Origin of the sequence: Myxococcus qinghaiensis, from assembly GCF_024198215.1 — a bacterium.
In the GTDB taxonomy this organism is placed as follows: domain Bacteria; phylum Myxococcota; class Myxococcia; order Myxococcales; family Myxococcaceae; genus Myxococcus; species Myxococcus qinghaiensis.
In genome coordinates this window covers 135,354-159,659 of the sequence record NZ_JAKCFA010000026.1, presented here as the reverse complement: position 1 = coordinate 159,659, position 24,306 = coordinate 135,354, and the positions used below count along the sequence as shown (strand labels likewise).

The window sequence follows — 24,306 nt, the reverse complement described above, 5'->3', positions numbered from 1 at the left end:
ACTTGAGGGGGCATGAAGTCCGTCCTCATCGCCGCACTGCTGGTTCAAATGACGACAGCCGGAGGCGCGGGCGCGCGCGATGAACGTGCGAACGAGCACGTCACCGCGACGGAGGAGGATTGGAACAAGCACCTCTCCGCGCTGAAGCAGGAGGTCGACTCGGTGTCGGAGCAGTTCCGGGTGGCCCGAGAGCGGCGGCGTGTGGAGGCCGAGCGCCAGAAGCGCGAGTCGGGGGAATGGACGAATGAGCCCACGACGCCTGCCCCCTCTCCCAGCAAGCGAGCCCTCGCTCCCGCCGGAGGGGCCGGAACCCCCGCCCCCTGACGATGAAGTCGTCGAGCTGCCCATCGACGGCACCCTCGACCTGCACTTCTTCCAGCCTCGCGAGGTGAAGCCCCTCGTCATCGAGTACCTCTGGGCCTGTCGCCAGAAGGGGCTGCTCGACGTGCGGGTCATCCACGGCAAGGGCACGGGCGCGCTGCGCCGCACGGTGCACGCCCTGCTGCCAAAGCTGGAGGAGGTGGAGTCGTTCCGCCCCGCCTCCGAGTTCGATGGAGGCTGGGGCGCGACGTGGGTGCGGCTCAAGCCGCTGCCGCCTCAGGACAGCCAGAAGTAGGCGGAGGCGATGAGCGAGCGCTTCTCGTTCACCTTGGCCTTGTTCGCGAGCTCCGCGAGCTGCCGGTCCTTGGCGGCGTAGCGCTTCTCCTCCTCGTTGCGCAGCGAGGACAGCTTGCGGCGGTACTCGCGCTCCATCCGGTCCGAGTGCGCCCGCGCCTTCGCGCGCTCCGCGATGTCTTCCACGGACGACACCTGCTTGCGCGCGTCGATCCACTGCTGGCGGGCCGCCTCCACGCCCTCGCGGGACTCCATCAGGCAGTCCTCGACGTAGCGGTCCGCGCGCTCCTTGGCCTTGTCCAGCTCCAGGGCATTGCGGCGCTCGGCGGCGCGGACGATTTCGTCCTTCGCCGTCATCAGCGACTGCTCCTGCATGAGCTGCACGGATACGGGCGCGGGCTGCCGGCGCTTCTCCTCCTTCGCGGCCAGCTTCACGAAGTGCGCGCCGTCCTGGAGGGGCAGGGCGCGGAAGTTGCCCTCGCGGTCCTTCACCAGCACCAGGTGGACCAGCTTCTCCTCCGGCTTCAGGCCCGTCGTCTCGAACTTGTAGGCGAACCACCAGCCCTCGCTGCCGGCCAGTCGCGCCAGGCGTGAGGGAAGGCCCGCGGCGTCGAGCTGGAGGTAGCTGACGGCGTCCTGCTTGCGCTCCTTGACGGCATAGGCGGCCTTGGCGATTTCGAGCCGGCCAGAGGTGCGGCTTCCGAGCACGGAGCTGGTGAGCGCGCGCGCCTCCTGCTGCCGCTTCGCGAGGGCCTCCTTCGTCTGCTCTCCCTGGCCCCGCAGGCGGCGGCGGACATCGCCGTCGAAGCGCTCCAGCACCACCGAGCGCATCTCCGTCATGCGTTGGCTGATGCGCCCCTCCATCTCCGAGCGCAGCTTGTCGAACGCCGCGTTGATGTCCTCCACCTTGCGGCAGCCCTGGTAGATGTCGAGCACGCGGCGCTCGAAGTCCACGCCGCTCTCCAGCGCGCCCAGGATTTCATCCGACGCGCCGAAGACGCCGTCGAAGAGGTTGAGCTTCTTCTCCAGCAGCTCGAACAGGCGCGCGTCCGCCGCGTTCATCCGGTTGAGGAAGTTGATGACCAGCACGTCGCGCTGCTGGCCATACCGGTGGCAGCGGCCGATGCGCTGCTCCACGCGCTGCGGGTTCCAGGGCAGGTCGTAGTTCACCACCAGGTTGCAGAACTGGAGGTTGAGGCCCTCGGCGCCGGCCTCGGTGCAGATGAGGATCTGCGTCTTGTTGCGGAAGTCGTCCACCAGCGCGCGCCGGTCCTCCGGCGTGCCGGCGTCACCCGACAGCAGCGAAATCTTTCCCCGGTACCCGTTCTCCGAGAGGAGGTTGAACAGGTACTGCTGCGTGCGCTTGGACTCGGTGAAGATGAGCGCCTTCTCCGGCCAGCCGTGCGCGCGCATCACCGTGAAGGTGCGGTCCAGGCCCCGCTTGAGGGCCTCGCCCTTGGCGTTGACCTTGATGGAGTCCGCCAGGTCCGCGTACTGCCGCAGCTCCCAGACCTCCTGCTCCAGGGCGCGCACGTTGGGCGCCTTGGCCGGGTCATCGGACCACTCCTCGCCCTCTTCGACGAACTGCTTGGCCTCCTCGGGCTCGAACATCGCGAGCGCCTGCTGGCCCAGCTTCGCCGCCGCCAGTCGCTTCTCCAGGTTGTCCGACAGCCGCCGCAGCGTCGGGGCGATGGCGTACGTGGAGGACGCCAGGAGCTTGCGGTAGCACAGCGTCAGGAGCGTCTTCTTGCCGGGCTCAATCGCCGCGGCCTCCGAGCGCTGGAGGTACTCGCTGACCTTCTCGTAGAGGTCATGCTCCTCGGGCGAGGGCGTGAAGTCCTCCACGATGGAGCGGCGGTTGGTGTAGCGCACGTACTCGCGCACCTGCCGGCGCAGCGTGCGTTGCACCACGGGAGCAAGGCGCTCCTTGAGCTCTCCGGCGGCGGCCTCGGACATGCCGCCGCCCTCGTCCACGCGGTAGCGGCTGCGGAAGGCGTGCTCGGGCCCCAGAATCTGCTCGTCCAGGAGCGACATCAGCCCGAACAGCTCCATCAAGTCGTTCTGGAGCGGGGTGGCGGTGAGCAGCAGCTTGGGCTTGCCGGCCAGGGACGCCTTGAGCGCCTGGCCCATCTTGTTGTTGGGCCGGTGCGCGTTGCGCAGGCGGTGGGCCTCGTCGATGACGACCAGGTCCCACGGGATTTCCGACGTCAGGTGCGCCTTGTTGGCCGCGAAGGGGTGCGAGCAGATGACGGGGAAGGGCTGGTCGAAGCAGTTGCCGGTGGCGCGCACGGTGCGGCCGTCCACCAGCACGCTGTCCAGGTCGAACTTCTCCCGCAGCTCGCTGTTCCACTGCGCGCGCAGCGTGGCCGGCGCGAGGATGAGGATGCGCGTCTTCCCCTCGGCCATGAGCTGGGCGATGACGAGCCCGGCTTCAATGGTCTTCCCCAGGCCCACCTCGTCGCCCAGCATGCAGCCGCCGCGCGACAGCGAGTCGAGCGCGAACATGGCGCCCTCGACTTGATGCGGGTTGAGGTCGACCTTCGCTTCGGACAGGGCTCCCGCCAACCGTTGTTGCGTATCACCACTGCGTGCCAGCAGCTCTTCCGCCAGCAGGCGTTCGTGGAAGGGGGTCAGCGTCGTCCGGGGCGATGGCTCCGTGGCCTCCGCTCCGCGCGCGGCGATGGCCGCCGCGTCCGCCTCGACCTCCAACCTCAATCCCCTTGCGACCTCCGCCAAGACCGTCTCCATCCGCTCTGTTTCGGGGCGCCCACCGACACAGCGGGCGAGAGAGACGCGCCATTTTGTTGACGGAGGCTCCGGTGTAAAGGGGGTCGTCTCCGAGGCCGAATTCTAGGCCTCCGCGCGATTGGCATGCTTCTTCGCGAGCGACGCGCGCGTACTCCAGAAATGAGTGCCGCGCGAACTTTCCGCTGGACATCTTCGCGAGGCCTACAACAGCCCGCGCGACTTGACGTCCAGGTACACGTTGAGCGCGGCCGCGCCGAAACCCTGGGCGGGTGCGCGGACGACCAGGGCTCCCGCGTCGCGCAGGGTGCTGGCGGTGCGACGGAACTCGGATTCCAGCCGCGTGGCGGCCTGTCGCGAGTACGCGTCCTGCGCTTCCACGGGCACGTCGATGGCCGCGTCGCGCACGTCCTCGTCCAGGAGCGACGCGACGACGGGGAGGTGCCGGGGCCGCAGGGCCAGCGTGCGGGTGAGCAGCCCCGCGGAGGCGTCCGGGTCCACCAGGTCCGTGAAGAGCACGACGAGCGTGCGCCGCGTCTGTCGGGCGAAGGCGAAGTCGTAGGCGCGGCCGTAGTCGCTCTCCTCCAGCGCGGCCTCGGCGCGGTAGAGCGATTCGGTGATGAGGCGCAGGTGCTCGTGGCCCTTGCGAGGCGGCAGGAAGGTGAGCACGTCGCTGGCGAAGGCCATGACGCCCACCACGTCACCGGCGTCCAGGCCCACCCGCGCCAGTCGGAGCGCCGCGTCCACCGCGTGGTCCAGCTTGCGACGGCCCTGGACCTTGCCGGCCATGTGTCGCCCGCAGTCGAGGAGCAGCAGCATGGGCTGGTGCCGCTCGGGCTGCCACGTGCGCACCAGGGTGTTGGCGTGGCGCGCGGAGGCCTTCCAGTCGATGTGGCGGTAGTCGTCGCCGGGGCGGTACTCGCGCAGGGACTCGAACTCGCGTCCCTCGGCCGCGCGGCGGCGCAGCGTCCTCTCTGACGGCGCGTCCGAGGAGCGGGCCAGGGCGAGCGCCTCCCTCGAAAGGGCGGTGAGGTCCGGATAGATTTTCACCGCCTGCGCTGCGGGCACGCGCACCTGTCGGGCGCAGAGTCCCAGCGGGCCGAGGAGCCGGAGGTGGAGGTCTCCGAAGCTCGCATCTCCTCGGGACGGAGGGGTGACGAAGTACGTCAGGCGGGAGCGGGTGAGGGGCGCGCCGCTCAGGGCTTGCAGCACGAGGGACTGACGGTGGCCGGTGCTGGCGACGACCTGGGGCGGCTCGTCGCGGACCTCCAGGCGCAGCGGCGCGGGGCCGGTGTCCACTCGCTCGAACGACAGGTGCACGGCGTTGCGGGTGCCCGAGGAGAGGATGGGCTCCACCTCGCGTGACACCTTCACGTCCTCGCCATGGGGCGCGCGGAGGAAGTCCACGGCGCACAGGGCGAGCACCGCCACGTCCAGGGCCAGCGCCAGCCAGCCGAATGCGGGGCTGGCCACCGTCAGCGCGGCGGGGAGGAGTCCCACCGCGAGCAGTGCGACGGCGAGGCCGGTGGGGACGGGACGGCCCAGGCTCACCGGGGGACCCGGACCCGCTCGAGCGTCTGCTTCAGCACGTCATCCGCGGTGACGCCTTCCACCTCGGCCTCGGCCTTGAGGAGGAGGCGATGGTTGAGCACGCTGCCGGCCGCGCCCTTCACGTCGTCCGGGGTGACGAAGTCATTGCCCATCAGCGCGGCGCGGGCCTTGGACGCGGCCAGGAGCGCCTGCGCGGCGCGGGGGCTTGCGCCCAGACGCACGCGGGGATTGGCGCGCGTGTCCCGTACCACGGCGACGACGTACTGGAGGATGGAGTCGTCGCAGGTGACGCGGGCCGCGCGGGCCTGCAGCTCCATGAGCGTGGGCGCGTCCAGCACGCGGTCGATGGAGGGCGGTTTCCCCTCGCGCTGGTGGAAGGCGCGCAGCATGGTCGTCTCGGAGTCGGAGTCCGGATAGCCCACGCGGATGCGCATCAGGAAGCGGTCCAGCTGGGCCTCGGGCAGGGGATAGGTGCCCTCCAGCTCCAGCGGGTTCTGCGTGGCGACGACGAAGAAGTGCGGCGGCAGCGGGTGGGTGACGCCGTCGATGGTGACCTGCCGCTCCTCCATGGCCTCCAGCAGCGCGGCCTGGGCCTTGGGCGGGGTGCGGTTGATTTCGTCCGCGACGAGGACCTCCGTGAAGATGGGGCCCTTCACCAGACGGAAGGCGTTGTCCTGGGGCTGGAAGATGTTGGTGCCGAGGATGTCCGCCGGCATCAGGTCCGGGGTGAACTGGATGCGCGTGAAGAGCAGCCCCAGCGCTCCGGCCATGCTGCGCGCGGTGAGCGTCTTCGCCACGCCGGGCACGCCTTCCAGCAGGACGTGGCCGCGCGCCAGGAAGGCGGTCACCAGGTCGGCGAGCACACGAGGCTGGCCGAAGACGGTGCCGGCGAGCGCGGCGGTGAGGCGGGCGAGGGGAGTGGCGTCGGACATGGTGGCGGGGAACGGTAGACCGCCGTCGAGTCGCGCGGCACCACTTTCGTGGCGCGCGCGCCGTGTCGTCAGTCGTTCTTGCTCTTGAGTCCGAGGAACGCGCCGATGAGCGCGGCCACCGAGCCCAGCAGGCCGATGAAGACACCGAAGCTGGGCGAGGAGTTCATCATCTCCGCGTTGCCGATGGGCGTGGGCACCAGCGTCGTGTCCGACGACACCTTGATGAAGACGATGCACCAGATGAGGCACAGGAAGGTGGTGAACAGCTGCGCCATCCACGGCACCACGGGATTGAGGTTCGGGAACGAGCTGCGCACCCGGACGCCGATGGCCACCATCACCATCAGCGAGAGCACGAACGCGCCGAAGCCCGTGCTCATCAATCCCAGCGCGTCACCGTCCGCCGCTGTCTCCTTCCACGGCGTGAAGCACGAGAGGACGACCAGCCCCGAGCCATAGAAGGCAATCTTGTCGCCGGCGCTCATCGCGCCCATCAAATCCCTGGCGTCCTGCATGAGCTCTTCGGGGTCGACGATGGGGCTGCCGTTCTCCTCGTCGTCGCGGCCCCTGCGCTCCCAGGGGTCGGACCCCGTGGAGACCGGCGCGGGAGCGGGAGCAGGCGCGGGAGCGGTGCGCTTGGGAGCCGTGGCGGGCGCGGCGCGAGTCGCGGGCGCGGGGCGACTGGGGCGCTGAGGCGCGCCCCGGGCGATGTCCTGCACGCTCTTGACGTTGGTGGCGTCCGCGCTGACCGGCACGGCGGGCCTGACGCCGGACTTGCCCGCGGGTCGCGGACGCGCGGGCTTGGGCGGAGGAGGGCGCGGGTCTTCGCTCGCGCCCGTGGATTCCTCATCGTTGTCAGCAGGTGGCTCCGAGGAGAGGAACGAGCTGTCGATGATGTAATCGCAGACGGAACAGATGGATGCGTCGGCGGCTACCTTCGAGCCGCAGCCAGGGCAGTTCAGGACCAGCGCTCCTGCTGAGAGATGCGAACCATCATCTTCGGAGCCCGGGGCCGCGCGTGTCAAACGGCATGCGGCCTAACCCCTGGATTTTCGCGGGAATTTGGCCTAGGCCCCAGCGCATGAGCCGCCCGAGCCCCGTCCGACTCCCCAGCGTCTGTCTGGCCCTCCTCGTCCTCGTCTCCGGCTGTGTCCGCGCCGTCCCGGGCCCGGATGCGGACCCGCCCGACGCGGAGATGATGGCCCGAATCCGCGATTGGGAAGACCGGCGCTCGCTGGGCGGCGGGGAGCTGGTGGCGCTGGTCACCGGCGCGCCGGATCCGCGGGTCCGGGCGAGGGCCCTGCGCGCGCTGGCCCGCATCCAGGACGTGGCCACGCTGGACGCGGTCGTCGCGGGCCTGGAGGACTCGGAGGCCCTTGTCCGAGGCGAGGCCGCCTTCGCGGCGGGCGAGCTTGCGCTCTCCTGGGAGCCGCTCACGGAGGCCGAGCGGGCGAGCCTGGCGACGCCGTTGCTGGCGGCCGAGGAAGACGAGCGCGACGCGGCGGTGCGTGCCGCGCAGCTCGACTCCCTGGGGCGCCTGGCGACGGCGGACACGCTGGCTCGACTCGTCCAGCGGCTTCAGGGCGAGGACGTCGAGACGGCCGGACGGGCGGCGCTGGCGTTGGGCGTGGCGGCGCGACGTGGGGGTGCGGCGGTGGTGAAAGATGTGTCCCTGGCGCCCGCGCAGGCGCTGATGGCGGCAGGGCGGCCGGTAGCGGCCCGATATGGCGGCGCCTATCTGCTGGCCACGGCGAAGCGCGCGGAGAGCCTGCCGACGCTGCGCGCGTGTCTGGCGGATGAGGACGCGGACGTACGCGGCCTGTGCGTGAAGGCCTTCGGTGACGTGGGGGGACCGGAGGACGCGGTGGTGCTAGGCCGGATGCTGGACGACACGGTGCCTCGCGTGGCGGCGGAGGCGGCGCGCTCGCTGGCGAAGCTCGCGGCCACGTGTGGCGGGCCTTGCGCGCCACTGGACGCCCTCGAAGCCCTGGTGCCCCGAGCGAAGCGCGTGGCGCGGGGGATGGAGACGCCGATGCCCACGGGCGCGGCGCCGCGCGTGGAGACGCTGGCGCGCTCCGCGGATGGGCACCCGTTGCTGGCCCTGGCGCAGCAGGGGCTGCCGGAGTTCGGCATGCCGTTGCTCGCGTCGCTCCGGCTCGCGCTGGCGGACGCGGAGCGGGGCTCGGCGTCGGATGTGGCGCGCGCGGACCTGGGGTGGCTCGACTGTCGGCTGGCGGCGGCGTCGGACCGTCAGCGTGGCGTGGTGGCGGACACGATGAACTGTGGCTTCGGCCGGGTGTCCGAGGAGCGTCGACTGGCCCTGGGACTTCGCGAGGCGGCGCTCTCCCCGAAGAAGACGCCCGCCGACTTCGCGGTGGGCTATCTGCGCCACCCGTCGGCGCGCGTGCGGCTCACAGCGATGGAAGCCCTCGCCGAGCGCCCCGTGCTCCGGACGGCGGCGGCCGTGTCTCCACTCCTGCGCGGTGAGGACCTGGTGGTGGCCGGCGCGGCCGCCGCGACGCTGGGGAAGCTGAAGGCCCCGGGTGCCCAGCCCGACCTGGAGGCGCTGGCCGACCGCGTCCCCTCCGAGCCGGACCTCGCGGACCCCGTGGCGGGCGCGCTCGTCGCGCTCCAGGTTCCTGGTACCGAGGCGCGCATGAAGCAGTGGTTGACGCTCCCGCACGCCAACGTGCGCCGAGTGGCCGCCGAGGCCCTCACCCAGCTCACCGGCCAGCCCGTGCGCTCCGAGCGCGTGGAGCTTCCCCCATACGCCTTCCGTCCGGAGCCCGCGCCCAAGGGGGCCGCGCTGGTGCTGCGCACGGAGAAGGGCGACATCACCGTGCGGCTCGACGCCGACGAGGCGCCGCTCACGTCGGGCAACCTCTACGCCCTGGCGCGCAAGGGCTACTTCAACGGCATCACCTTCCACCGCGTGGTGCCGGACTTCGTGGCGCAGGGCGGAGACCCGCGCGGAGACGGGGAGGGCGGCCCGGGACACTCCATCCGCTGCGAGATGACCCGGCGGCCCTATCTGCGCGGTGTGCTCGGCATGGCGCTGTCGGGGAAGGACACCGGGGGCAGCCAGTTCTTCTTCACGCACGCGCCGCAGCCGCACCTGGATGGCCGCTACACGGCCTTCGGCGAAGTGGTGTCAGGGCTGGACGTGGTGGACGCGCTGCTGGAGGGCGACGTCATCCGGGAGGTCAGCGCGGTGACGCTGGCCCCGTGAGGTGAGGTCAGGTGCCGCTGGCTCGCGTCAGCGGCGGCTGGGCCCCGAGCGGGTGACTTCGCCAGCGCTGGTTCTCCTCTTCCTCCAGCGCCTCCACCTGGTTGCGGATGCGCTGCCACTCCGTCTCGGGGATGCGCAGGAAGGCGTCCGCGAGGTTCGGGTCGAACTGCGTGCCGGAGCAGCGGCGAATCTCGTCCCGAGCCACGCTCATGGGGCGACCCTTGCGGTAGGGCCGGTCCGACGTAATCGCGTCCACCGTGTCGGCGATGCAGAAGATGCGCGCGCCGATGCAGATGTCCTCGCCGGCGAGCTGCTGCGGGTAGCCCTTGCCGTCCCAGCGCTCCTGGTGCTGGAGGACGATGAGCGCCGCCTCGTGCAGGTACGGCATCTTCCCCATCATCCGGTAGCCGAACTCCGGGTGCTTGCGCATCTCCACCCATTCGTCCGGCGTCAGCGGTCCGGGCTTGAGCAGGATGGAGTCGCGCACGCCAATCTTGCCGATGTCGTGCAGGAGCGCTCCCTGCTCCACCACGTCCAGCGCGGCCCCGGCCAGGCCCACTTCCTCCGCCAGCCTGCGCGAGTAGAGCGCCACCCGACGCGAGTGCCACTGCGTCTCCGTGTCGCGGTAGTCCAGCGCGCTGATGAGCCCGTCCAACAGGCCCGTCGTGCGCTCCACCACCCGCCGCTCCAGGTCCTGGTTGATGGCCACCAGCTCCGCGTTCTTGTCCGCCACCTCGCGCGTCAGCCGCTCGTTGGACTCCACCAGCCGGTAGTGCTCCACCGCCTGCCGCACGCTGCTCGTCAGTTCGCTGAGCGACCAGGGCTTGCCGAGCAGCCGGAACACCTCGCCCCGGTTCACCGCCTCGGACGCGGTGCGGAAGTCCGCCGCCGCCGTCAGCATCAGCCGCACGGCCTTCGGGTTCTTCTCCCGGAGGACGCCCAGCAGCTCGATGCCGTTGAGGTACGGCATCATGAAGTCCGTCAGCACGACGCTGAAGCCCACCTCGCGAGCGGCCAGGGCCGGGTCGCTGTAGGTGACGACGTCATAGCCTTCCGTCTGGAGGATCCGGGTGAGCGCGGCGAGGATGAGCACGTCGTCATCCACCACGAGGATGCGGTCCATGTTGGAGGGTCTCCGGGGAGGTCGCGGGCCTGTCATTCTTTATACACGCCTTGCCTTGCGGCCAAACAGGGGCCCCCTTGCGTTTTGCACTCGCAAGCCCCGGAAATCCTTGGAGGTTCTTGCTAGCGGCAAGAGTGGTAGAACCAAGTGACGCTTGCCTGCTCGCCAAGGTGTGATTTATGGTGCGCGGCAAGGCTGCGTTTCAACGCTAACCCCTTGGAATCCTGGAGCAATCTCCGATGGCTAGAGCCCCAGCAGGGCCGGTGCCGGTGGTGGTGATGGGGCTGGGATTCATCGGGCAGGAGATTGCCAGAGCTGCCCTGTCCTGCCCGGAAGTGGAATTGATTGGGGCCGTGGATACCCATGCCTCCCTGGTGGGTCGTCCGTTGGGCGACGTGCTGGGAGGCCCCGCGCCGCGCGTCAAGGTGATGGACTCGCTGGAGAAGGCGGTGGGCCGCCGCAAGGGAGCGGTGCTGCTGCACGCGACGGGCTCCCGGCTGCCGGCGGTGATGGACCAATTGCTGGCGGCGCTGAAGCTGGGCCTGCCCATTGCCAGCACCTGTGAGGAGCTGGCCTTCCCCTATCTGAAGTACCCGGAGCTGGCGGACAAGCTGGACCGCGCCGCGCAGCGCGCCGAGGTCTCCATCGTCGGCGCGGGCGTCAACCCGGGTTTCGTTCTGGACAGACTGGTGGCCACGGCGGGACAGGTGTGTGGCCCGGTGCGGCGCGCGACAGTCACCCGGGTGGTGGACGCGCGCACCCGCCGGGAGGCCTTGCAGCGCAAGGTCGGCGCCGGTCTGACCGAGGAGGAGTTCTTCGAGTTGGTGGATGGTGAGCAGCTGGGCCACGTGGGGCTGGTGGAGTCGGCGGCACTCGCGGCACTGGGCCTGGGGTTGGATTGTGATGACTTCGAAGAAGAGGTAGCCCCCGTATTCGCCGAGCAGGACATCTCGGGCGGCGCGTTTGCCGTGAAGAAGGGACGGGTGGCGGGCATGTTCCAGTCGGTGGTCGGGTTGGAGGACGGGCAGGAGCGGGTGCGACTGGAACTGACCATCGCCGTAGGGGCTGACGACCCGAAGGACCGCATTGAAATCGATGCGGACCCTCGTTTGGTGTTGGAAATCCCGGGGGGAGTGGCAGGCGACCGGGCCACCGCGAATGCGCTGGTGAATGCCGCGCCACGCTTGACGGCCGCCGAAGCAGGGCTCCTCACGGTGCTCGAGCTTCCGGCCGGACGTTAGAGTCAGGAGAGGGATAATGCTGGACAAGAATGCGATCGGCCGTGCCTCGCCGCCGACGCTCAACGAAGTGGAGAAGGGTGCCATCCGCCGCTTCGCGGAGGCCATCGGAGACTACAACCCGATCTACTACGACGAGGAGTACGCTCGGGCCTCCGGATATCCCACCATCATCGCGCCTCCCACGTTTCCCGCGTCCTTTCATTCGGCCGCGGACTTGAGGGAGCTGTTGGGCGTGGGCATCAAGAGCCTGCTGCACGCCGAGCAAGGCTTCGACTACGAGCGGCCCATCTTCGCCGGAGACCGCATCTACGTCTCCACCCGCGTCGCGGACGTCTCCGAGCGCCAGGGCATGTCCGGGAAGATGGACATCGCTGTCATCGAGGATGAAGGCCGCGACGAGGAAGGCAACCTGGTGTTCCGAGCCCGCCGGACGTTGGTGGTCCGCGCCTCCAAGGAGACCCCGTGATGCCCGCGCGCAAGCTCTACTTCGAGTCCATCCGCGTCGGAGACGAGCTGCCGGCGCTGGCCAAGGCCCCGGTGGACCGTGTCCAGCTGTCCCGGTACGCGGGTGCCTCCGGCGACTACAACCCCGTGCACGTCGACGAGCTCTACGCCAAGAGCGTGGGCATGCCGAGCGTGTACGCCCCCGGCATGCTGGTGATGGGCATGCTCGGCCAGCTCATCAGTGACTGGGCCCGGGGCGGGCAGATGCGGCGCTACAACGTGCGCTTCATCAAGATGGTGTGGCCGGGTGACACTGTCGTCTGCAAGGGCCGGGTGAGCAACCGCCACGGCACCGCGGGCCGTTACTTCGTGGACATCGACCTGTGGGCGGAGAACCAGCGCGGCGAGCTGGTGATGAAGGGCGGCGCGCAGATCCAGCTCTTCTACTCCCTGGAGGACGAGAACCGGCAGCGCTCCGGCCAGTCCCCCATCGTCATCGAAGTGCCCCGGGAGAGCCTGGCCGCCGCCCCCGCCACGTCCACCGGCGGAGGCTCGAGCGAGGCCTCGGCCGTCGACGAGGAGGCAGACGAGCGCCTCACCGGTGCCTCGTCCAAGAAGACCGTCCCCCGGGAGAAGCCCGCTGCCAAGACGGCGACGCTTCCCTCGGCCAAGAAGCCGAAGAAGTAGCGGTTTGAGGGTCTGCGGTGAGGGGCGGCCAGGGTGGCCCCTCAACGCAGGGTGTCATTCAGGGTTGACTCAAAAATCAGTCACCGCCACACTTCCTGTGTCATTCGCGCCGCTGACCCGAGGCCTTCGAACCTGAAGGCGGGCGGCGAGCCGTCACGCAGGAGTGGCCATGTCCGCCGGCATCAACACCTACAAGACCGACCTTCGAGAGATTTTCTTCACGTTGTTCGAGCAGTTCGGCTTCGGCCAGGTGGCCGGTCAGGCCCCGTACGACGCCTGGGGCCCGGATGAGGCCAAGGCGGTGTTGTCGGAGACGTACCGCTTCGCGCGCGAGGTGCTCGGGCCCCTCAACTCCGTGGGAGACCGCGAGGGCTGTCGGGTGGAGAACGGCTCGGTCCTCACGCCCACGGGTTTCAAGGACGCGTGGAAGAAACTCTACGAGCAGGGCTTCAAGACGGTGGCGGTGAGCCCGGAGCACGGCGGCCAGGGCGCGCCGATGATGCTGCAGGTGACGGTGGAGGAGCTGCTATCGGGCGCCAACACGGCCTTCAACATGTACCCGGGCCTGTCGTTCGGCGCGGCGGAGGTCATCGCCGAGTGCGGGACGAAGGACCAGCAGCACCTCTTCGTGGAGCGCATGCTCAACGGCACGTGGGGCGGCACCATGTGCCTCACCGAGCCGCACGCCGGCTCCGACGTGGGCGCGGCGAAGTCCACCGCCCGCCGCAACGCGGACGGCACGTACAACATCCGCGGGACGAAGATCTTCATCTCCGGCGGCGACCACGACATGGCCCAGAACGTCATCCACCTGGTGCTCGCGCGCATCGACGGCGCGTCGCCCGGTACCAAGGGCCTGTCGCTGTTCATCGTCCCCAAGCTGCGCATCAACAAGGATGGCAGCTCCGGTCAGGCCAACGACGTGTCCGTGGGCTCCATCGAGCACAAGATGGGCATCAACGGCTCGGCGACCTGTGTGCTGAACTTCGGTGAGAGCGACAACTGTCTGGGCGAGCTCGTCGGCACCGTCGAGCACGTCGGCATGAGCCAGATGTTCAAGATGATGAACGGCGCGCGCATCGCCGTCGGCATCCAGGGCGTCGCGCTGGCGTCGGCCGCCTACTACAACGCGGTGGACTACGCGAAGGACCGCAAGCAGGGCTCCCACTTCACCAAGTGGAAGGACCCCACCGCGCCGCGCGCCGCCATCATCGAGCACCCGGACGTCCGCCGCATGCTGCTGGACATCAAGTCCCACGTGGAGGGCATCCGCGCGCTCATCATCAAGCTGGCCATGCACCTGGACAAGGCGCGGCAGCTGGCGGGCAAGGACGACGAGGCGGCCACCTACCACAAGGGCCAGGTGGAGCTGCTCACCCCGCTGGTGAAGTCCTACGGCTCCGACCAGTCCTTCCGCCTCTGCGCGCAGGCCATCCAGGTGTACGGCGGCGCCGGCTACATCCAGGACTACCCGGTGGAGCAGTACACGCGCGACTCGAAGATCTTCTCCATCTACGAGGGCACCAACCACATCCAGGCCATGGACCTGGTGGGCCGCAAGCTGGGGCAGGCCGGTGGCATGCACTTCCAGCAGTTCATGGGCGACGTGGGCGCGTTCGTCGAAGCGCACCGTGAGAACGCCACCTACGGCGAGGCCGTGAAGCTGCTGGCGAGCGCGCAGGAGGCGCTGATGTCCAGCGCGATGACGGTGTTCAGCTGGTCGCAGGACGGCGGCAAGTTCCCGCTGATTCCGCTGTCCGCCAACCGCTTCCTCAACATGATGTCCGAGGTCGCCGTGGGCTGGCTGCTCCTGGACGCGGCGCTCATCGCGGACAAGGCGCAGGGCGCGCTGTCGGCGGACCACCCGGACCGCGCGTTCTACGAGGGCAAGAAGTACAGCGCCCTCTACTACGCGCGCAACGTGCTGCCCAACGTGGAGCAGGCCGCGCGCCTCATCGCCATCGAGGACACCTCTCCGATGGAGATCACCGACGCCGCGTTCGCGTCCGTCTGAGCCGCGACATCGTTTGAACGGGCGCCCTGAGGGAAGGGCGCCCTCCAGAAACACCGAGGCCACCTGGGGAGTCGCTCCCGAGGTGGCCTTCGTGTTTCAGCGGGGCCTTCGTGACGGAGACGGACGGGCTACTCGCCCTCGCGCACGCCGATGGCGAGCTGACCGAGGCCCGCCTTCTTCGCCAGCTCCATCACCTGGACGACGGTGCCGTGCGGGACGCCCTCGTCGGCCTGGACGATGACGACGGTGTCCGGGTCCTTCACCTTGGCGGCGTCGAAGGCCTTCTGGAGCTCGTCCTGGCTGACGACGTTGCCGGCGACCACGAAGCGGCCGTCCGCGAGCACGGCCACGGACATGTCCGTGGTGCGCGCGGTGACGTCCGCAGCGCCGCCCTTGGGCAGGTTCACCTTGAGGCCCGCCTTGGCGCCGCCTCCGGGGCCCTGCTGGACGATGACGGAGCTGGTCACCATGAAGATGATGAGCAGCACGAGGAAGATGTCGGTGAGCGGGGTGATGTTGATTTCGGCGAAGACACCTTCTTCGCCTTCGTCACCGGACCCCGGTGTCTTGCCCATGGCCATGGCGCGCGGTTCCCTGGAGCTAGGCGGGCTGCGTGTCGACGCGCGCCGGGGTGGGGGGAGGCTGTGAGTCGATGCGGGGCGCGGGCTCCGGAGGAAGACCCGAGGCGCGCTCCTTGAGCATCTCCGCGAACTCGTCGCCCATCAGCCGCAGCTCCACCAGCACGCGGGAGAGGCGGGCCTGGAAGTAGTTGTAGAAGACCATGGCCTGCACGGCGACGAGGATGCCGACCGCCGTGGCGACCAGGGCCTCGGAGATGCCCGTCATCACCGCGCCGGTGCCGCCGGTGCCGCCGGCCTCCACGTCCAGGCCCAGGTCCTTGAACGAGCGCATGATGCCGGCCACGGTGCCGAAGAGGCCCACGAAGGGCGTAATCGAGCCGATGGTGGCGAGAATCCACAGGTTGCGGCGCAGCTTGAGTCCCACCTGGGCGCGCTCGCGCTCCACGGCGGCCTCCACGCCCGCGCCGCCCGTGCCCCGGCTGCGCTCCCAGCGGTCGAACCCCGCGAGGAAGATGTCGGCCGCGACGGAGTCCGAGCGCTCGGCGGCGGTGCGGGCCGCCGGCACGTCGCCGCGAAGCAGGTGCTTGCTGACCGCCTCGCCCAGGAGGCGCGAGCGCTCGCTCACCCCCCAGAGGGCGATGATGCGCTCGACGGCCACGACGAGCGCGGCGACGGAGGCCAGCAGCAGCAGGGCCAGGGTGACTCCGCCAAGGCGGAGGTAATGCAGGATGTCGTTCAGGCTCATTGGTGGGTGACCCGGCAGGGCGCCTTGGCCCAGACTAGGAGATATGAACCGCGCAGCCGCCGCAATCTTCCTGGCAGTGCTCTGTTCGGCCTGCCCCAAGCGCATCGAGTTCGGGCCGGAGGGGCAACTCACCGACGCCGAGGTCGTCTACCAGCGTGTCCGGCAGAACCAGGACAACGTCATCTCCCTCGAGGGAGATGCGAAGCTGCGGGTCGAGTCTCCCCAGCAGAGCGGCACCATCGGGATGTTCCTTTCCGTCACCCGACCGGCCCTGCTGCACCTGGAGACGTTCGATTTCTTCAACCGGCCCCTCGCCTCCCTCGTCGGGGACGGGACGCGCTTCGGCCTGTACCAGACGGAGACGCACACCTACTACCAGGGCCCGGCGAGCCCGCAGAACGTGTCGCGCTTCCTGCCCGTCGTCCTGCCAGGCGAGGAACTGGTGGCCATCATGCTGGGCCAGGTGCCCCTCATCCCTCCGGAGCGCATGACGCTGGAGCTGGACACGAAGGAGGGCGTCTACGTGCTCACCCTCCACCGGGGCACGGCCAGCCAGGTGCTCCAGGTTCACCCAAAGTATCTGCGCGTGGTGAAGAGCCACGTGCGAGGTGTCCCCGGGTATGACCTGGCCTTCGACGACTTCCTGGAGCGGGGCGGCCTCATCTTCCCGGGCAAGGTGGAGCTGATCGCGAAGCAGGCGGGGACGAAGCTCCAGCTGCGCTACCAGCAGATCAAGCTCAATGGCCGGCCGGACCTCACGCTCTACGAGTTGACCCCTCCGGAGGGGTCCAAGGTGGTGGAGGTGGATGAGTCCGGGCAGGAGCTGCCCGCGGGGGGACCCGAGTCGCCGGCGCCCCCGGTGCCGGGTTCCTGACCGGGCAGGCACGGAAGAAGAAGCGCGGCGGCTGGAGTCGGGTAGAGTGGCGCCCACGACATGGCACAGATCAAGCTCGGAGAACTGCTGATCAAAGCGAATGTGCTCCAGGAGAGCCAGCTGAAGTCCGCGCTCGCCGAACAGGCGAAGTGGGGCGGCAAGCTTGGCGAAATCCTGGTCCGGATGAGCCTCGTCTCCGAGGACATCCTGGTGCGGGCGTTGTCCAAGCAGCTCGGCATGCCGGCGGTGAACCTGGACGCGGTCCAGGTGGTTCCCCCGCATGTGAAGGCCAAGATTCCTCCGCAGACCGCGCGTGACTTCTCCGTGCTGCCGCTGCAGCTGCGGGACGAGGGCAAGACGCTGCTGGTGGCGATGTCGGATCCGCTCAACATGCGGATGCTCGACGAGCTTCGGGCCATCACGAAGTGCCGCATCATCCCCAACGTGGCGGGGCGCACCTCCATCGCCCGGGCCTTCGCCCGGATGTACGAGGAGAACCTGGAGCTGGAGGACGCGGACACCAACTTCAAGGTGGTGGACGCCCAGGGCCGCACGGTGGTGAAGAACCTCAAGGACCTGGATCCCGCCGCCGCGGCCGCCGTGTCCGCGCCCAAGCCCGCGCCCCCGGTCGCGCGTCCGCCGCCGCCGGTGCAGGAGGCCCCGCGCAGCACCGCGGGCACCGGCAGCCCGGCCGACCTCCTGCGCAGCGTGGAAGAGGTGCAGCGCAAGGAAGTCGCCGCGCTCAAGGCCATGGTGGAACTGCTCATCGAAAAGGGTGTGTTCTCCCGCGACGAGTACCTCGCGAAGGTCAAGCGGTAGCCCGCCCTCATGCGCAAGAAGATTGGTGAGCTGCTCGTCGAGGCGGGGGTGGTGACGGAGGAGCAGGTGCGGGTGGCGCTCGGGCGTCGAGGCGCTCCGGGGAACCTGCGGCTGGGCGAGACGCTGGTGGCGCAGGGACTGTGCGCGCCGCTGCACGTGGCCAGGGCGCTGGCGGTGCAGCACGGACTGCCCTTCCTGGAGCTGCCCGAGGAGATTCCCCACGCGGTGGTGTCGCTGGTGTCCCTGGACTTCCAGGCGGAGCACCGCGTCCTCCTCTTCCGTTCGGAAGTGGAAGGGCGCAGCGAGCGCATCCACGTCGCCGTGGAGGACCCCGGGGATTTGACGTTGGTGGACGAGCTGCGCTTCCAGCTCCGCAAGCAGGTGCGGGTCTTCGTCGTCGCATCAGACGACCTGGACGCCGCGCTGGCCCGGGCGCGGGGAGAGCCGCTGGACATCGTCGAGGCGGAGCCGCTGTACGAAGAGGATGGCTCCGGCCCTCCTCCCGTGACGGCGGGGACGCCATTGGAGTGGGAGATGCCGGAGACGCCGAAGCCCCCCGCAGCGAGACCACCACCCGCCGCTGCTCCCGCCGCCCGTCGGCCCGGGACGCCGCCGCCCCCGCCCGCGGAAGCCCTGCGGCAGGGGCCTGGGGGAGATTCGCTGGATGATCTGCTGGGCGTGAAGCCCGCCTCCGCCCGGCCTCCTCCGCCGCCTCCGCCCATCTTCGAGGCGGAAGAAGAGGAGAAGCCACGCGTGCCGGTGGTGCTGTTCGGTGGGGCCGCGAAGGGCTCGCAGCCCGCGCTGGCGCTCACGCCGACGCCGGACTTCTCCGATGACGACCTGGCCATCCTGGACGACCTGGAGCGCATGTCCCGGGGCGACGAGGCGGTGCTGGACACGGAGAAGGTGAAGCCCGCGCGCATGGTGGCCAGCCTCATCCGCCTGCTCATCCGCAAGGGGCTCATCCAGGAGGTGGAGTTCCTGGAGGAGCTGGCGAAGAAGTGACGCCCGGCGCGTCGCCCTCGGGGGACGGGCCCCTGTTGGACGTCCGAGGGCTCGCCGTGGAGCTGGCGCGGGACGAGGGCCGCGTGCGCGCGGTGGACGGTGTGTCCTTCGCGGTGCCGCCCGGCGGAACCCTGGGCGTGGTGGGGGAGAGCGGCTGCGGCAAGAGCCTCACCGCGCTGTCCCTGCTGAAGCTCGCGCCGCAGCCTCCGGTGCGGGTGGCCGCGGGCGAGGTGTTCTTCCAGGGCCGCGACTTGCTGAAGCTCTCCGATGACGAGCTGCGGCGGGTGCGCGGACGCCATGCGGCCATGGTGTTCCAGGAGCCGATGACGTCGCTCAACCCCGTCTTCACCGTGGGCGAGCAGATCTCCGAAGGCGTGCGGCTCCACCTGGGGGCCTCGCGCTCGCAGGCGCGGGAGCGCTCGGTGGAGATGCTGCGACAGGTGGGAATCCCCGCGCCGGGTGAGCGCGTGGACGCGTGGCCCCATCAGCTCTCGGGCGGGATGCGGCAGCGGGTGATGCTCGCCATGGCGCTCGCGTGTGACCCTTCGCTGCTCATCGCGGACGAGCCCACCACCGCGCTGGACGTCACCATCCAGGCGCAGATCCTGGACCTGCTCAAGCGCCTGCAGGCCGAGCGCGGCATGGCGGTGATGCTCATCACCCATGATTTGGGCGTCGTCGCGGAGAGCTGCGACACGGTGGTGGTGATGTACGCGGGGAAGGTGGTGGAGCACGCGCCGGTGCGCGAGCTGTTCGCCAGCCCCGCGCATCCCTACACCGCGGGCCTGCTGCGCTCGCTTCCGTCGCTGGGAGGCGAGGTGACGGACGGGCCTCAAGGGCCTCGGCGGAGGCTGCGCGCCATCCCCGGCATGGTGCCCGCCCTGGGGAAGCTGCCGTCGGGCTGTGCGTTCCGCGAGCGATGCGAGCGTGCTCAAGAGGAGTGCTCGCGCGTGACGCCGGTGCTGGAGCGCAAGCGCGGCGGACAGCTCGCGGCCTGTCATCATCCGGTGCCTGCGTCATGAGCGCGGAGCCGCTCCTCCAGGCGAAGGATGTCCAGGTCCACTTCCCGGTGCGCGGGGGGTGGCTGGGGCGCGTGCGTGGCGCGGTGAAGGCCGTGGACGGCGTGACGTTCGACGTCTTCCGGGGCGAGACGCTGGGCGTGGTGGGGGAGAGCGGCTGCGGGAAGAGCACCCTGGGGCGCGCGGTGCTGCGCCTGGTGTCGCCCACCGCGGGCTCCATCCACTTCGACGGGCAGGACGTCACCGGGCTCTCCCAGAGACGACTCCGGCCGCTGCGCCGTCGCATGCAGTTCGTCTTCCAGGACCCGTATGCCTCGCTGAACCCGCGCATGACGGTGCGGGAGATATTGGGCGAGCCGTTCGACATCCACGGCCTCGCGCGGGGGCCGGGCGAGCGGGAGCGCGAGGTCGCCGCGTTGCTGGATGCGATGGGGCTGCCGCGCGAGGCCCTGGGGCGCTACCCGCACGAATTCTCCGGAGGGCAGCGTCAGCGGCTCGGCATCGCCCGGGCCATCGCCCTCCGGCCGGACCTGGTGGTGGCCGACGAGCCCATCAGCGCGCTCGACGTCTCCATCCAGGCGCAGATCGTCAACCTGCTGGTGGACCTGCAGCGTGAGCGCGGCCTCACCTACGTGTTCATCGCGCACGACCTGAACATCGTCGAGCACGTGTCCACGCGCGTGGCGGTGATGTACCTGGGGCGAATCGTGGAGCTGGCGCCTTCGGCCTCGCTGTACCGCCGCCCCCGTCATCCGTACACGCAGGCGCTGCTCGCGTCGGTGCCGGTGCCGGACCCCGAGCGGCCTCGCACGCGCCTGCTGGTCCCCGGAGAGCCGCCTTCGCCGCTCGCGCCACCGCCAGGGTGCACGTTCCATCCCAGGTGTCCGCACGCGATGGAGCGGTGTCGCCGCGAGTCTCCGCCGCTGTATCCGCTGGGCTCCGGGCATTTCGCCGCGTGCTTCCTGGCGGAAGGCGAGTCCCAGCAGTCCTCGACCGCCCCGCGGTCCGGAGGTGCCGACGGTGTTCTGGCTCAGTCACCATCATCCGGATGAGTACAACCGCACCTACGTGCTCGGTGGGCTCCGCGTCTGCGCGCGGTGTCTGGGCACCTACCCGGTGCTGATGGCCACGCTGGTGGGGCTCTTCATCGCTCGCGCGCCGCTGACGTGGGCCTGGGAGGTGCCGGCGGTGCTGCTGCTCACGCTGCCGGCGCTGGTGGACTGGGCGGTGGGGCGCTTCCGCCCGGCCTCCGGCTCCAACGCGGTGCGGACGGCCACGGGCGTCCTGCTTGGAATGGCGCTCGGCCGCTCACTGTACGTCCACGTCCAGCGCCCCCTGCCAGGGGTGCTGCTGGCGCAGGCCGCGCTCGTGACAGCCGTCGCGCTCCCTGTCATTCTCGCCACTTACCGGAAGCCACGTCCGGATTAGACCCTGCTGGCCCGTCGCCCGTTAAGAGGGCACGGGTTGAGGGTGGGCCGGAGTGAACGTGGCTCCACGAGCGATGGGGGAGAGTTGGGACCGGAGACCTCAGACGAGCGATTGATGCTCGCCTTCCAGGCGGGGGACGCTCGCGCGTTCGAGGCGTTGGTGCGAAGGCACCGGACACCGGTGTTCAACTTCATCCTGCGCTTCGTCGGGCAACGGGCACGGGCGGAGGACGTGCTGCAGGAGACATGGCTGAAGGTGGTACGCAGCGCCGGCGAATATCAGGCGAAGGCCCGGTTCACGACCTGGGTCTACACCATCGCGAGGAACCTCTGTGTGGACAGCGCGCGCAAGGAAAGCTACCGCCAGGCCACGTCCCTGGAGTCTCCAGTGAGTGGTGTGGACGGGGAGGAAGGCCGCCCGCTGTCGGAGGCGCTGCCGGACTCCGGCGCCAGTCCCGAGCGGGGCGCGTACAACGCCCGCCTGCGGCCCCTGCTGGAGCGCGCCCTGGCCTCCCTGCCCGAGGAGCAGCGGGAGGTGTTCATCCTGCGGGAGTACAGCGGCATCCCCTTCAAGGATATCGCCGACGTGACGGGCGTCTCGGAGAACACGGTGAAGAGCCGGATGCGCTATGCGCTCGACGGCTTGCGCCGCCGACTGGCGGAGCTGGGCGTGGATGGCGATCTCGCCGACGATGGAAGGACGGTGGTGGGATGAAGCCGCAGAATCTCCATGCGCACGAGGACCGGCTCCTCGACTTCGCCTATGGCGAGCTGCCCGCCCCGGAGGCCCAGGTGGTGGAGTCGCACCTCCAGGGCTGCGCTCGCTGCACCCAGGCCCTGGACGACATCCGCGGCGTGCGCGTCACCATGTCCCAGCTCTCCGAGGAGTCCGCGCCTGACGCGGGGCTGGAGTCGCTCCTGGCGTACGCGCAGCAGTCCGCGCGCCGCGCCGCCGCCGGACCCGCTCCCACGCCGTCGCGCTGGCGCCGGTGGCTTTTGCCCGTCGTCGGGCTCGCCTCGGTGGGCACCCTGGGCATCCTCACCCTCAACGCGCAGTCACCGGAGCTGACGCGGCCCAACCTCTCGGCGGTGGAGATGCAGTCGAGCAAGGCCGTTCCCGCGCCGAAGCCCGTGCCTGCACCCTCCGTCGCGCCGGCCCAGGCCGTCGCGGAAGCTCCGCCGCCTCCCGCCGACACGATTGGCGGAGCCAGCGACTCCCGCGCCAAGGAAGCGCGGAAGTCACGGGCCGAGGAGTCCAAGCGCGCGGAGGGCTGGGAGATGGCGGGCAGCGGCGGTGGCTTCGGCACCCGGAGCCGCTCCGACGAGCTGAAGTCGAAGGTGAAGCCCTCGGCGATCATGGACGGCAAGCAGTCCGCTGCGAAGACCGAACCCGCCGAGAAGGCCCCGCGCGAGGTGTCGAACCTGAACGAGGAGGCCCTCGCGGAGGGATCTCCCGCCCTGTCTCAACCCGCTGCCCCCGAGAGTCCTCCCCAAGAGCCCCTGCGGCTGGGGGGCGCACTCGCCAAGAAGGAGTCGGTCAAGGACAAGGACGACGCCCCCTCCTCGAAGGGCGGCACTTGGGATGAGGGGCCTGGCGCGCCTGCCCTGGAAGCCGTCACGGAGCCCATGGCCCAGGGGGTCGTCGCCAGCGCCCCCGCGCCTTCAGGCTCCTACGCGGGGCGGGGCGGGGTGGCTCCGCCGACGGGTGGCGCGAGCGATGACTTCGCTCAGGCTTCCACCCCCCGTGCCAAGTCCACCATGAAGCCGGCGAAGGCTCCCTCGAGAGAGCAACTGTCGCGGCCCGAGCCAGCCGCGGTGCGCCGCGCGGAGAGCGAGGCCGAGGACCGGTCGCCGGGGCTTTCCGTGGCGGAGCTGTCCCTTCAGGCCCAGGCCGCGAACCGGACCGGAGACCGGGACCAGGAGGTGAGGCTGTTGAGACTCGCCCTGGACTCAGGGGCCTCCAGCGCGGAACGCCTGGGGTTGCTCACCCGCCTGTGTGACGCGGAGCTGGCCCTGGGACGTCGACGGGAGGGGCTGGCCGCGTGTAATCAGGTTTTGACGGAAGCACCGGGTTCCAGCGCGGCGCAGGCGGCGCGTCGTCGGCTGAGCCGTGAGTCGGTCTCGGTTGAGACACCGGCGGTGGATTCTCAGCCCGCGCCGTAAACTCCCGCGATTTTTCAGCAAATGGGAGGGTGTAGGCAGGTGGAGCTGGCCATTTGACCGATGCGTCTCATGGGCGCTGATCGAGATAATGGCACCATGGGAATGGAACAGGAATCGCGGCCGCGGGGGGCGGCAGGCCGGCAATCCGGTCAGGCCATGGTCGAAGCGGCGATGATCATGCCCCTGGCGGTCTTCATGACGCTGGGCATCATCCAGCTCACGCTGATTCAGCACGCCAAGCTGATGACCGAGTACGCCGCGTATCAAGCGGCGCGCGCTGGCGTCGTGTGGAACGGCAACAACGAGCGCATGCATGACGCGGCCATCGTCGCGCTGCTGCCCACGTTGGGCCGCACCGACGACATCGGCAATCTGGCGAAGACCTTCGCCATCCATCAAATCTACGACTCCGCGATGCGCACGCTGAACTTCGGCGGCGGCGTGGTGCCCCGGACGGTGAACGGCTCGAACCTGTTCGGCCTCATCCGGGTGGACACCATCAACCCGGCGTACTTCACGCCCATCGACACCATCTGGAAGCTGCGCACCGGCTACAACTGGCAGGAGCTGGACTTCGACGGCGCGGACAGCTTCCCGGAGGTGCCGTCGCTGGAGAACAACATCCGCAAGTTCTTCAACCTGCCGGAGCCGGATGACTCCGAGCTCGTCTACCGGAAGGCGACGCGGCTCACCATCCGCCTGCGCTACTTCTACGAGATGAAGATTCCGTTCGCGAACTGGATCATCTTCACCGCGTGGTACGCGTCCAACGCCCAGGTGGCGCTGCGCGGCGCCATCGACAGGGCCACGCTCGTCCCCAGGTCCAACATGATGGCGGACGGTGGCAACCTCACGCCCCTGGCCGCGATGGCCAAGGGCATTGACCACGAACAAGGCTACAACTCCCTGTATCCCGCCGAGATGTGGGTGCTCTGGGGCCTGGCCACCGGCAGCATCCCGCTCGTCTCAAGCCTGGTGGGCAAGCGCTACTTCATGCCCCTGTCGGCGACCTACACCATGCGCATGCAGTCCAACTTCCACCGCAAGTGGATCATGCACCTCAACCCCGACTGGGGCCTGTAAGAGGACGCA

The 24,306-nt window shown here is 69.7% G+C and carries 23 protein-coding genes; 16 read left to right on the top strand and 7 right to left on the bottom strand.

Annotation, left to right across the window (positions count from 1 at the left end):
- Positions 1–12: 12 nt before the first annotated feature.
- The gene (locus LZ199_RS37540; protein WP_253998600.1) at positions 13–324 is read left to right on the top strand and encodes a hypothetical protein; all 312 of its coding nucleotides are present in this window, start codon (positions 13–15) and stop codon (positions 322–324) included.
- Positions 245–616 (top strand): Smr/MutS family protein, encoded by a 372-nt coding sequence (locus tag LZ199_RS37535; RefSeq protein ID WP_253998599.1) that lies wholly within the window; start codon positions 245–247, stop codon positions 614–616. The genes LZ199_RS37540 and LZ199_RS37535 overlap by 80 nt, the downstream gene beginning before the upstream one ends.
- Here LZ199_RS37535 and LZ199_RS37530 read toward each other — a convergent pair.
- The 4 genes from LZ199_RS37530 to LZ199_RS37515 all read right to left on the bottom strand — a co-directional run bounded on the left by LZ199_RS37530 (position 598) and on the right by LZ199_RS37515 (position 6,598).
- Positions 598–3,363, bottom strand: a complete 2,766-nt coding sequence (locus LZ199_RS37530) for an SNF2-related protein (protein WP_253998598.1) — start codon at positions 3,361–3,363, stop codon at positions 598–600. The genes LZ199_RS37535 and LZ199_RS37530 overlap by 19 nt on opposite strands.
- Positions 3,364–3,564: 201 nt before the next feature.
- Positions 3,565–4,911, bottom strand: coding sequence for a DUF58 domain-containing protein (locus LZ199_RS37525; RefSeq protein WP_253998597.1), 1,347 nt, complete (start codon positions 4,909–4,911; stop codon positions 3,565–3,567).
- Positions 4,908–5,843, bottom strand: coding sequence for an AAA family ATPase (locus LZ199_RS37520; RefSeq protein WP_253998596.1), 936 nt, complete (start codon positions 5,841–5,843; stop codon positions 4,908–4,910). Before LZ199_RS37520 ends, LZ199_RS37525 begins: the two co-directional genes overlap by 4 nt.
- A 68-nt stretch (positions 5,844–5,911) precedes the next feature.
- Positions 5,912–6,598 carry a hypothetical protein gene (locus LZ199_RS37515; protein WP_253998595.1) on the bottom strand — a complete coding sequence of 229 codons (687 nt, stop codon included), beginning with the start codon at positions 6,596–6,598 and terminating at the stop codon, positions 5,912–5,914.
- A 326-nt stretch (positions 6,599–6,924) separates the two neighbouring features.
- Here LZ199_RS37515 and LZ199_RS37510 point away from each other — a divergent pair, with 326 nt between their 5' ends.
- Entirely contained in the window at positions 6,925–9,072 is a 2,148-nt protein-coding gene (locus LZ199_RS37510; RefSeq protein WP_253998594.1) for a peptidylprolyl isomerase, read from the top strand.
- 7 nt (positions 9,073–9,079) lie between these two features.
- On the opposite strand, the gene LZ199_RS37505 is transcribed toward LZ199_RS37510, so the two are convergent.
- Entirely contained in the window at positions 9,080–10,195 is a 1,116-nt protein-coding gene (locus tag LZ199_RS37505) for an HD domain-containing phosphohydrolase (protein ID WP_253998593.1), read from the bottom strand.
- Between the two features lie 239 nt (positions 10,196–10,434).
- Here LZ199_RS37505 and LZ199_RS37500 point away from each other — a divergent pair, with 239 nt between their 5' ends.
- From LZ199_RS37500 to LZ199_RS37485, 4 genes are all read left to right on the top strand, one after another.
- Positions 10,435–11,436, top strand: a complete 1,002-nt coding sequence (locus LZ199_RS37500; RefSeq protein WP_253998592.1) for an NAD(P)H-dependent amine dehydrogenase family protein — start codon at positions 10,435–10,437, stop codon at positions 11,434–11,436.
- A gap of 16 nt (positions 11,437–11,452) precedes the next feature.
- The gene (locus tag LZ199_RS37495; protein WP_141643258.1) at positions 11,453–11,902 is read left to right on the top strand and encodes a MaoC family dehydratase N-terminal domain-containing protein; all 450 of its coding nucleotides are present in this window, start codon (positions 11,453–11,455) and stop codon (positions 11,900–11,902) included.
- Positions 11,902–12,567: a MaoC family dehydratase gene (locus LZ199_RS37490; protein WP_253998591.1), complete on the top strand. Its 666-nt coding sequence runs from the start codon at positions 11,902–11,904 to the stop codon at positions 12,565–12,567. The genes LZ199_RS37495 and LZ199_RS37490 overlap by 1 nt, the downstream gene beginning before the upstream one ends.
- A gap of 169 nt (positions 12,568–12,736) precedes the next feature.
- Complete coding sequence (locus LZ199_RS37485) at positions 12,737–14,581, top strand: acyl-CoA dehydrogenase (RefSeq protein WP_253998590.1); 1,845 nt, start codon at positions 12,737–12,739, stop codon at positions 14,579–14,581.
- Between the two features lie 128 nt (positions 14,582–14,709).
- On the opposite strand, the gene LZ199_RS37480 is transcribed toward LZ199_RS37485, so the two are convergent.
- Together LZ199_RS37480 and LZ199_RS37475 are read right to left on the bottom strand one after the other, a co-directional pair.
- Positions 14,710–15,162, bottom strand: a complete 453-nt coding sequence (locus LZ199_RS37480) for an ExbD/TolR family protein (protein ID WP_253998589.1) — start codon at positions 15,160–15,162, stop codon at positions 14,710–14,712.
- Between the two features lie 19 nt (positions 15,163–15,181).
- Positions 15,182–15,907: a MotA/TolQ/ExbB proton channel family protein gene (locus LZ199_RS37475; protein WP_253998588.1), complete on the bottom strand. Its 726-nt coding sequence runs from the start codon at positions 15,905–15,907 to the stop codon at positions 15,182–15,184.
- Between the two features lie 43 nt (positions 15,908–15,950).
- Between LZ199_RS37475 and LZ199_RS37470 the strand changes: the two genes are divergently transcribed.
- The 9 genes from LZ199_RS37470 to LZ199_RS37430 all read left to right on the top strand — a co-directional run bounded on the left by LZ199_RS37470 (position 15,951) and on the right by LZ199_RS37430 (position 24,297).
- On the top strand, positions 15,951–16,781 hold the full coding sequence (locus LZ199_RS37470; protein ID WP_253998587.1) for a DUF4292 domain-containing protein: 831 nt from the start codon (positions 15,951–15,953) through the stop codon (positions 16,779–16,781).
- A gap of 60 nt (positions 16,782–16,841) precedes the next feature.
- Positions 16,842–17,600 (top strand): GspE/PulE/PilB domain-containing protein, encoded by a 759-nt coding sequence (locus LZ199_RS37465; protein ID WP_253998586.1) that lies wholly within the window; start codon positions 16,842–16,844, stop codon positions 17,598–17,600.
- Between the two features lie 9 nt (positions 17,601–17,609).
- Positions 17,610–18,605 carry a GspE/PulE/PilB domain-containing protein gene (locus LZ199_RS37460; protein WP_253998585.1) on the top strand — a complete coding sequence of 332 codons (996 nt, stop codon included), beginning with the start codon at positions 17,610–17,612 and terminating at the stop codon, positions 18,603–18,605.
- Positions 18,602–19,627, top strand: a complete 1,026-nt coding sequence (locus LZ199_RS37455; protein WP_253998584.1) for an ABC transporter ATP-binding protein — start codon at positions 18,602–18,604, stop codon at positions 19,625–19,627. Before LZ199_RS37460 ends, LZ199_RS37455 begins: the two co-directional genes overlap by 4 nt.
- Entirely contained in the window at positions 19,624–20,676 is a 1,053-nt protein-coding gene (locus LZ199_RS37450; protein WP_253998583.1) for an ABC transporter ATP-binding protein, read from the top strand. The genes LZ199_RS37455 and LZ199_RS37450 overlap by 4 nt, the downstream gene beginning before the upstream one ends.
- A complete protein-coding gene (locus LZ199_RS37445; protein ID WP_253998582.1) occupies positions 20,645–21,052 on the top strand; it encodes a DUF2085 domain-containing protein in 408 nt (135 codons plus the stop codon). Before LZ199_RS37450 ends, LZ199_RS37445 begins: the two co-directional genes overlap by 32 nt.
- Before the next feature lie 42 nt (positions 21,053–21,094).
- Positions 21,095–21,766 carry an RNA polymerase sigma factor gene (locus tag LZ199_RS37440; protein WP_163864811.1) on the top strand — a complete coding sequence of 224 codons (672 nt, stop codon included), beginning with the start codon at positions 21,095–21,097 and terminating at the stop codon, positions 21,764–21,766.
- Positions 21,763–23,214 carry a zf-HC2 domain-containing protein gene (locus LZ199_RS37435; protein ID WP_253998581.1) on the top strand — a complete coding sequence of 484 codons (1,452 nt, stop codon included), beginning with the start codon at positions 21,763–21,765 and terminating at the stop codon, positions 23,212–23,214. Before LZ199_RS37440 ends, LZ199_RS37435 begins: the two co-directional genes overlap by 4 nt.
- Before the next feature lie 96 nt (positions 23,215–23,310).
- Positions 23,311–24,297 carry a TadE/TadG family type IV pilus assembly protein gene (locus LZ199_RS37430; RefSeq protein ID WP_253998580.1) on the top strand — a complete coding sequence of 329 codons (987 nt, stop codon included), beginning with the start codon at positions 23,311–23,313 and terminating at the stop codon, positions 24,295–24,297.
- Positions 24,298–24,306 lie beyond the last annotated feature (9 nt).

Bases quoted from the DNA above. Each gene is read 5' to 3' on its own strand.
- LZ199_RS37470 (WP_253998587.1), top strand. From the start codon at position 15,951: ATGAACCGCGCAGCCGCCGCAATCTTCCTGGCAGTGCTCTGTTCGGCC.
- LZ199_RS37500 (WP_253998592.1), top strand. From the start codon at position 10,435: ATGGCTAGAGCCCCAGCAGGGCCGGTGCCGGTGGTGGTGATGGGGCTG.
- LZ199_RS37465 (WP_253998586.1), top strand. From the start codon at position 16,842: ATGGCACAGATCAAGCTCGGAGAACTGCTGATCAAAGCGAATGTGCTC.
- LZ199_RS37475 (WP_253998588.1), bottom strand. From the start codon at position 15,907: ATGAGCCTGAACGACATCCTGCATTACCTCCGCCTTGGCGGAGTCACC.
- LZ199_RS37535 (WP_253998599.1), top strand. From the start codon at position 245: ATGAGCCCACGACGCCTGCCCCCTCTCCCAGCAAGCGAGCCCTCGCTC.
- LZ199_RS37540 (WP_253998600.1), top strand. From the start codon at position 13: ATGAAGTCCGTCCTCATCGCCGCACTGCTGGTTCAAATGACGACAGCC.
- LZ199_RS37505 (WP_253998593.1), bottom strand. From the start codon at position 10,195: ATGGACCGCATCCTCGTGGTGGATGACGACGTGCTCATCCTCGCCGCG.
- LZ199_RS37490 (WP_253998591.1), top strand. From the start codon at position 11,902: ATGCCCGCGCGCAAGCTCTACTTCGAGTCCATCCGCGTCGGAGACGAG.
- LZ199_RS37485 (WP_253998590.1), top strand. From the start codon at position 12,737: ATGTCCGCCGGCATCAACACCTACAAGACCGACCTTCGAGAGATTTTC.
- LZ199_RS37520 (WP_253998596.1), bottom strand. From the start codon at position 5,843: ATGTCCGACGCCACTCCCCTCGCCCGCCTCACCGCCGCGCTCGCCGGC.
- LZ199_RS37450 (WP_253998583.1), top strand. From the start codon at position 19,624: ATGAGCGCGGAGCCGCTCCTCCAGGCGAAGGATGTCCAGGTCCACTTC.
- LZ199_RS37510 (WP_253998594.1), top strand. From the start codon at position 6,925: ATGAGCCGCCCGAGCCCCGTCCGACTCCCCAGCGTCTGTCTGGCCCTC.
- LZ199_RS37430 (WP_253998580.1), top strand. From the start codon at position 23,311: ATGGGAATGGAACAGGAATCGCGGCCGCGGGGGGCGGCAGGCCGGCAA.
- LZ199_RS37530 (WP_253998598.1), bottom strand. From the start codon at position 3,363: ATGGAGACGGTCTTGGCGGAGGTCGCAAGGGGATTGAGGTTGGAGGTC.
- LZ199_RS37460 (WP_253998585.1), top strand. From the start codon at position 17,610: ATGCGCAAGAAGATTGGTGAGCTGCTCGTCGAGGCGGGGGTGGTGACG.
- LZ199_RS37435 (WP_253998581.1), top strand. From the start codon at position 21,763: ATGAAGCCGCAGAATCTCCATGCGCACGAGGACCGGCTCCTCGACTTC.
- LZ199_RS37495 (WP_141643258.1), top strand. From the start codon at position 11,453: ATGCTGGACAAGAATGCGATCGGCCGTGCCTCGCCGCCGACGCTCAAC.
- LZ199_RS37480 (WP_253998589.1), bottom strand. From the start codon at position 15,162: ATGGCCATGGGCAAGACACCGGGGTCCGGTGACGAAGGCGAAGAAGGT.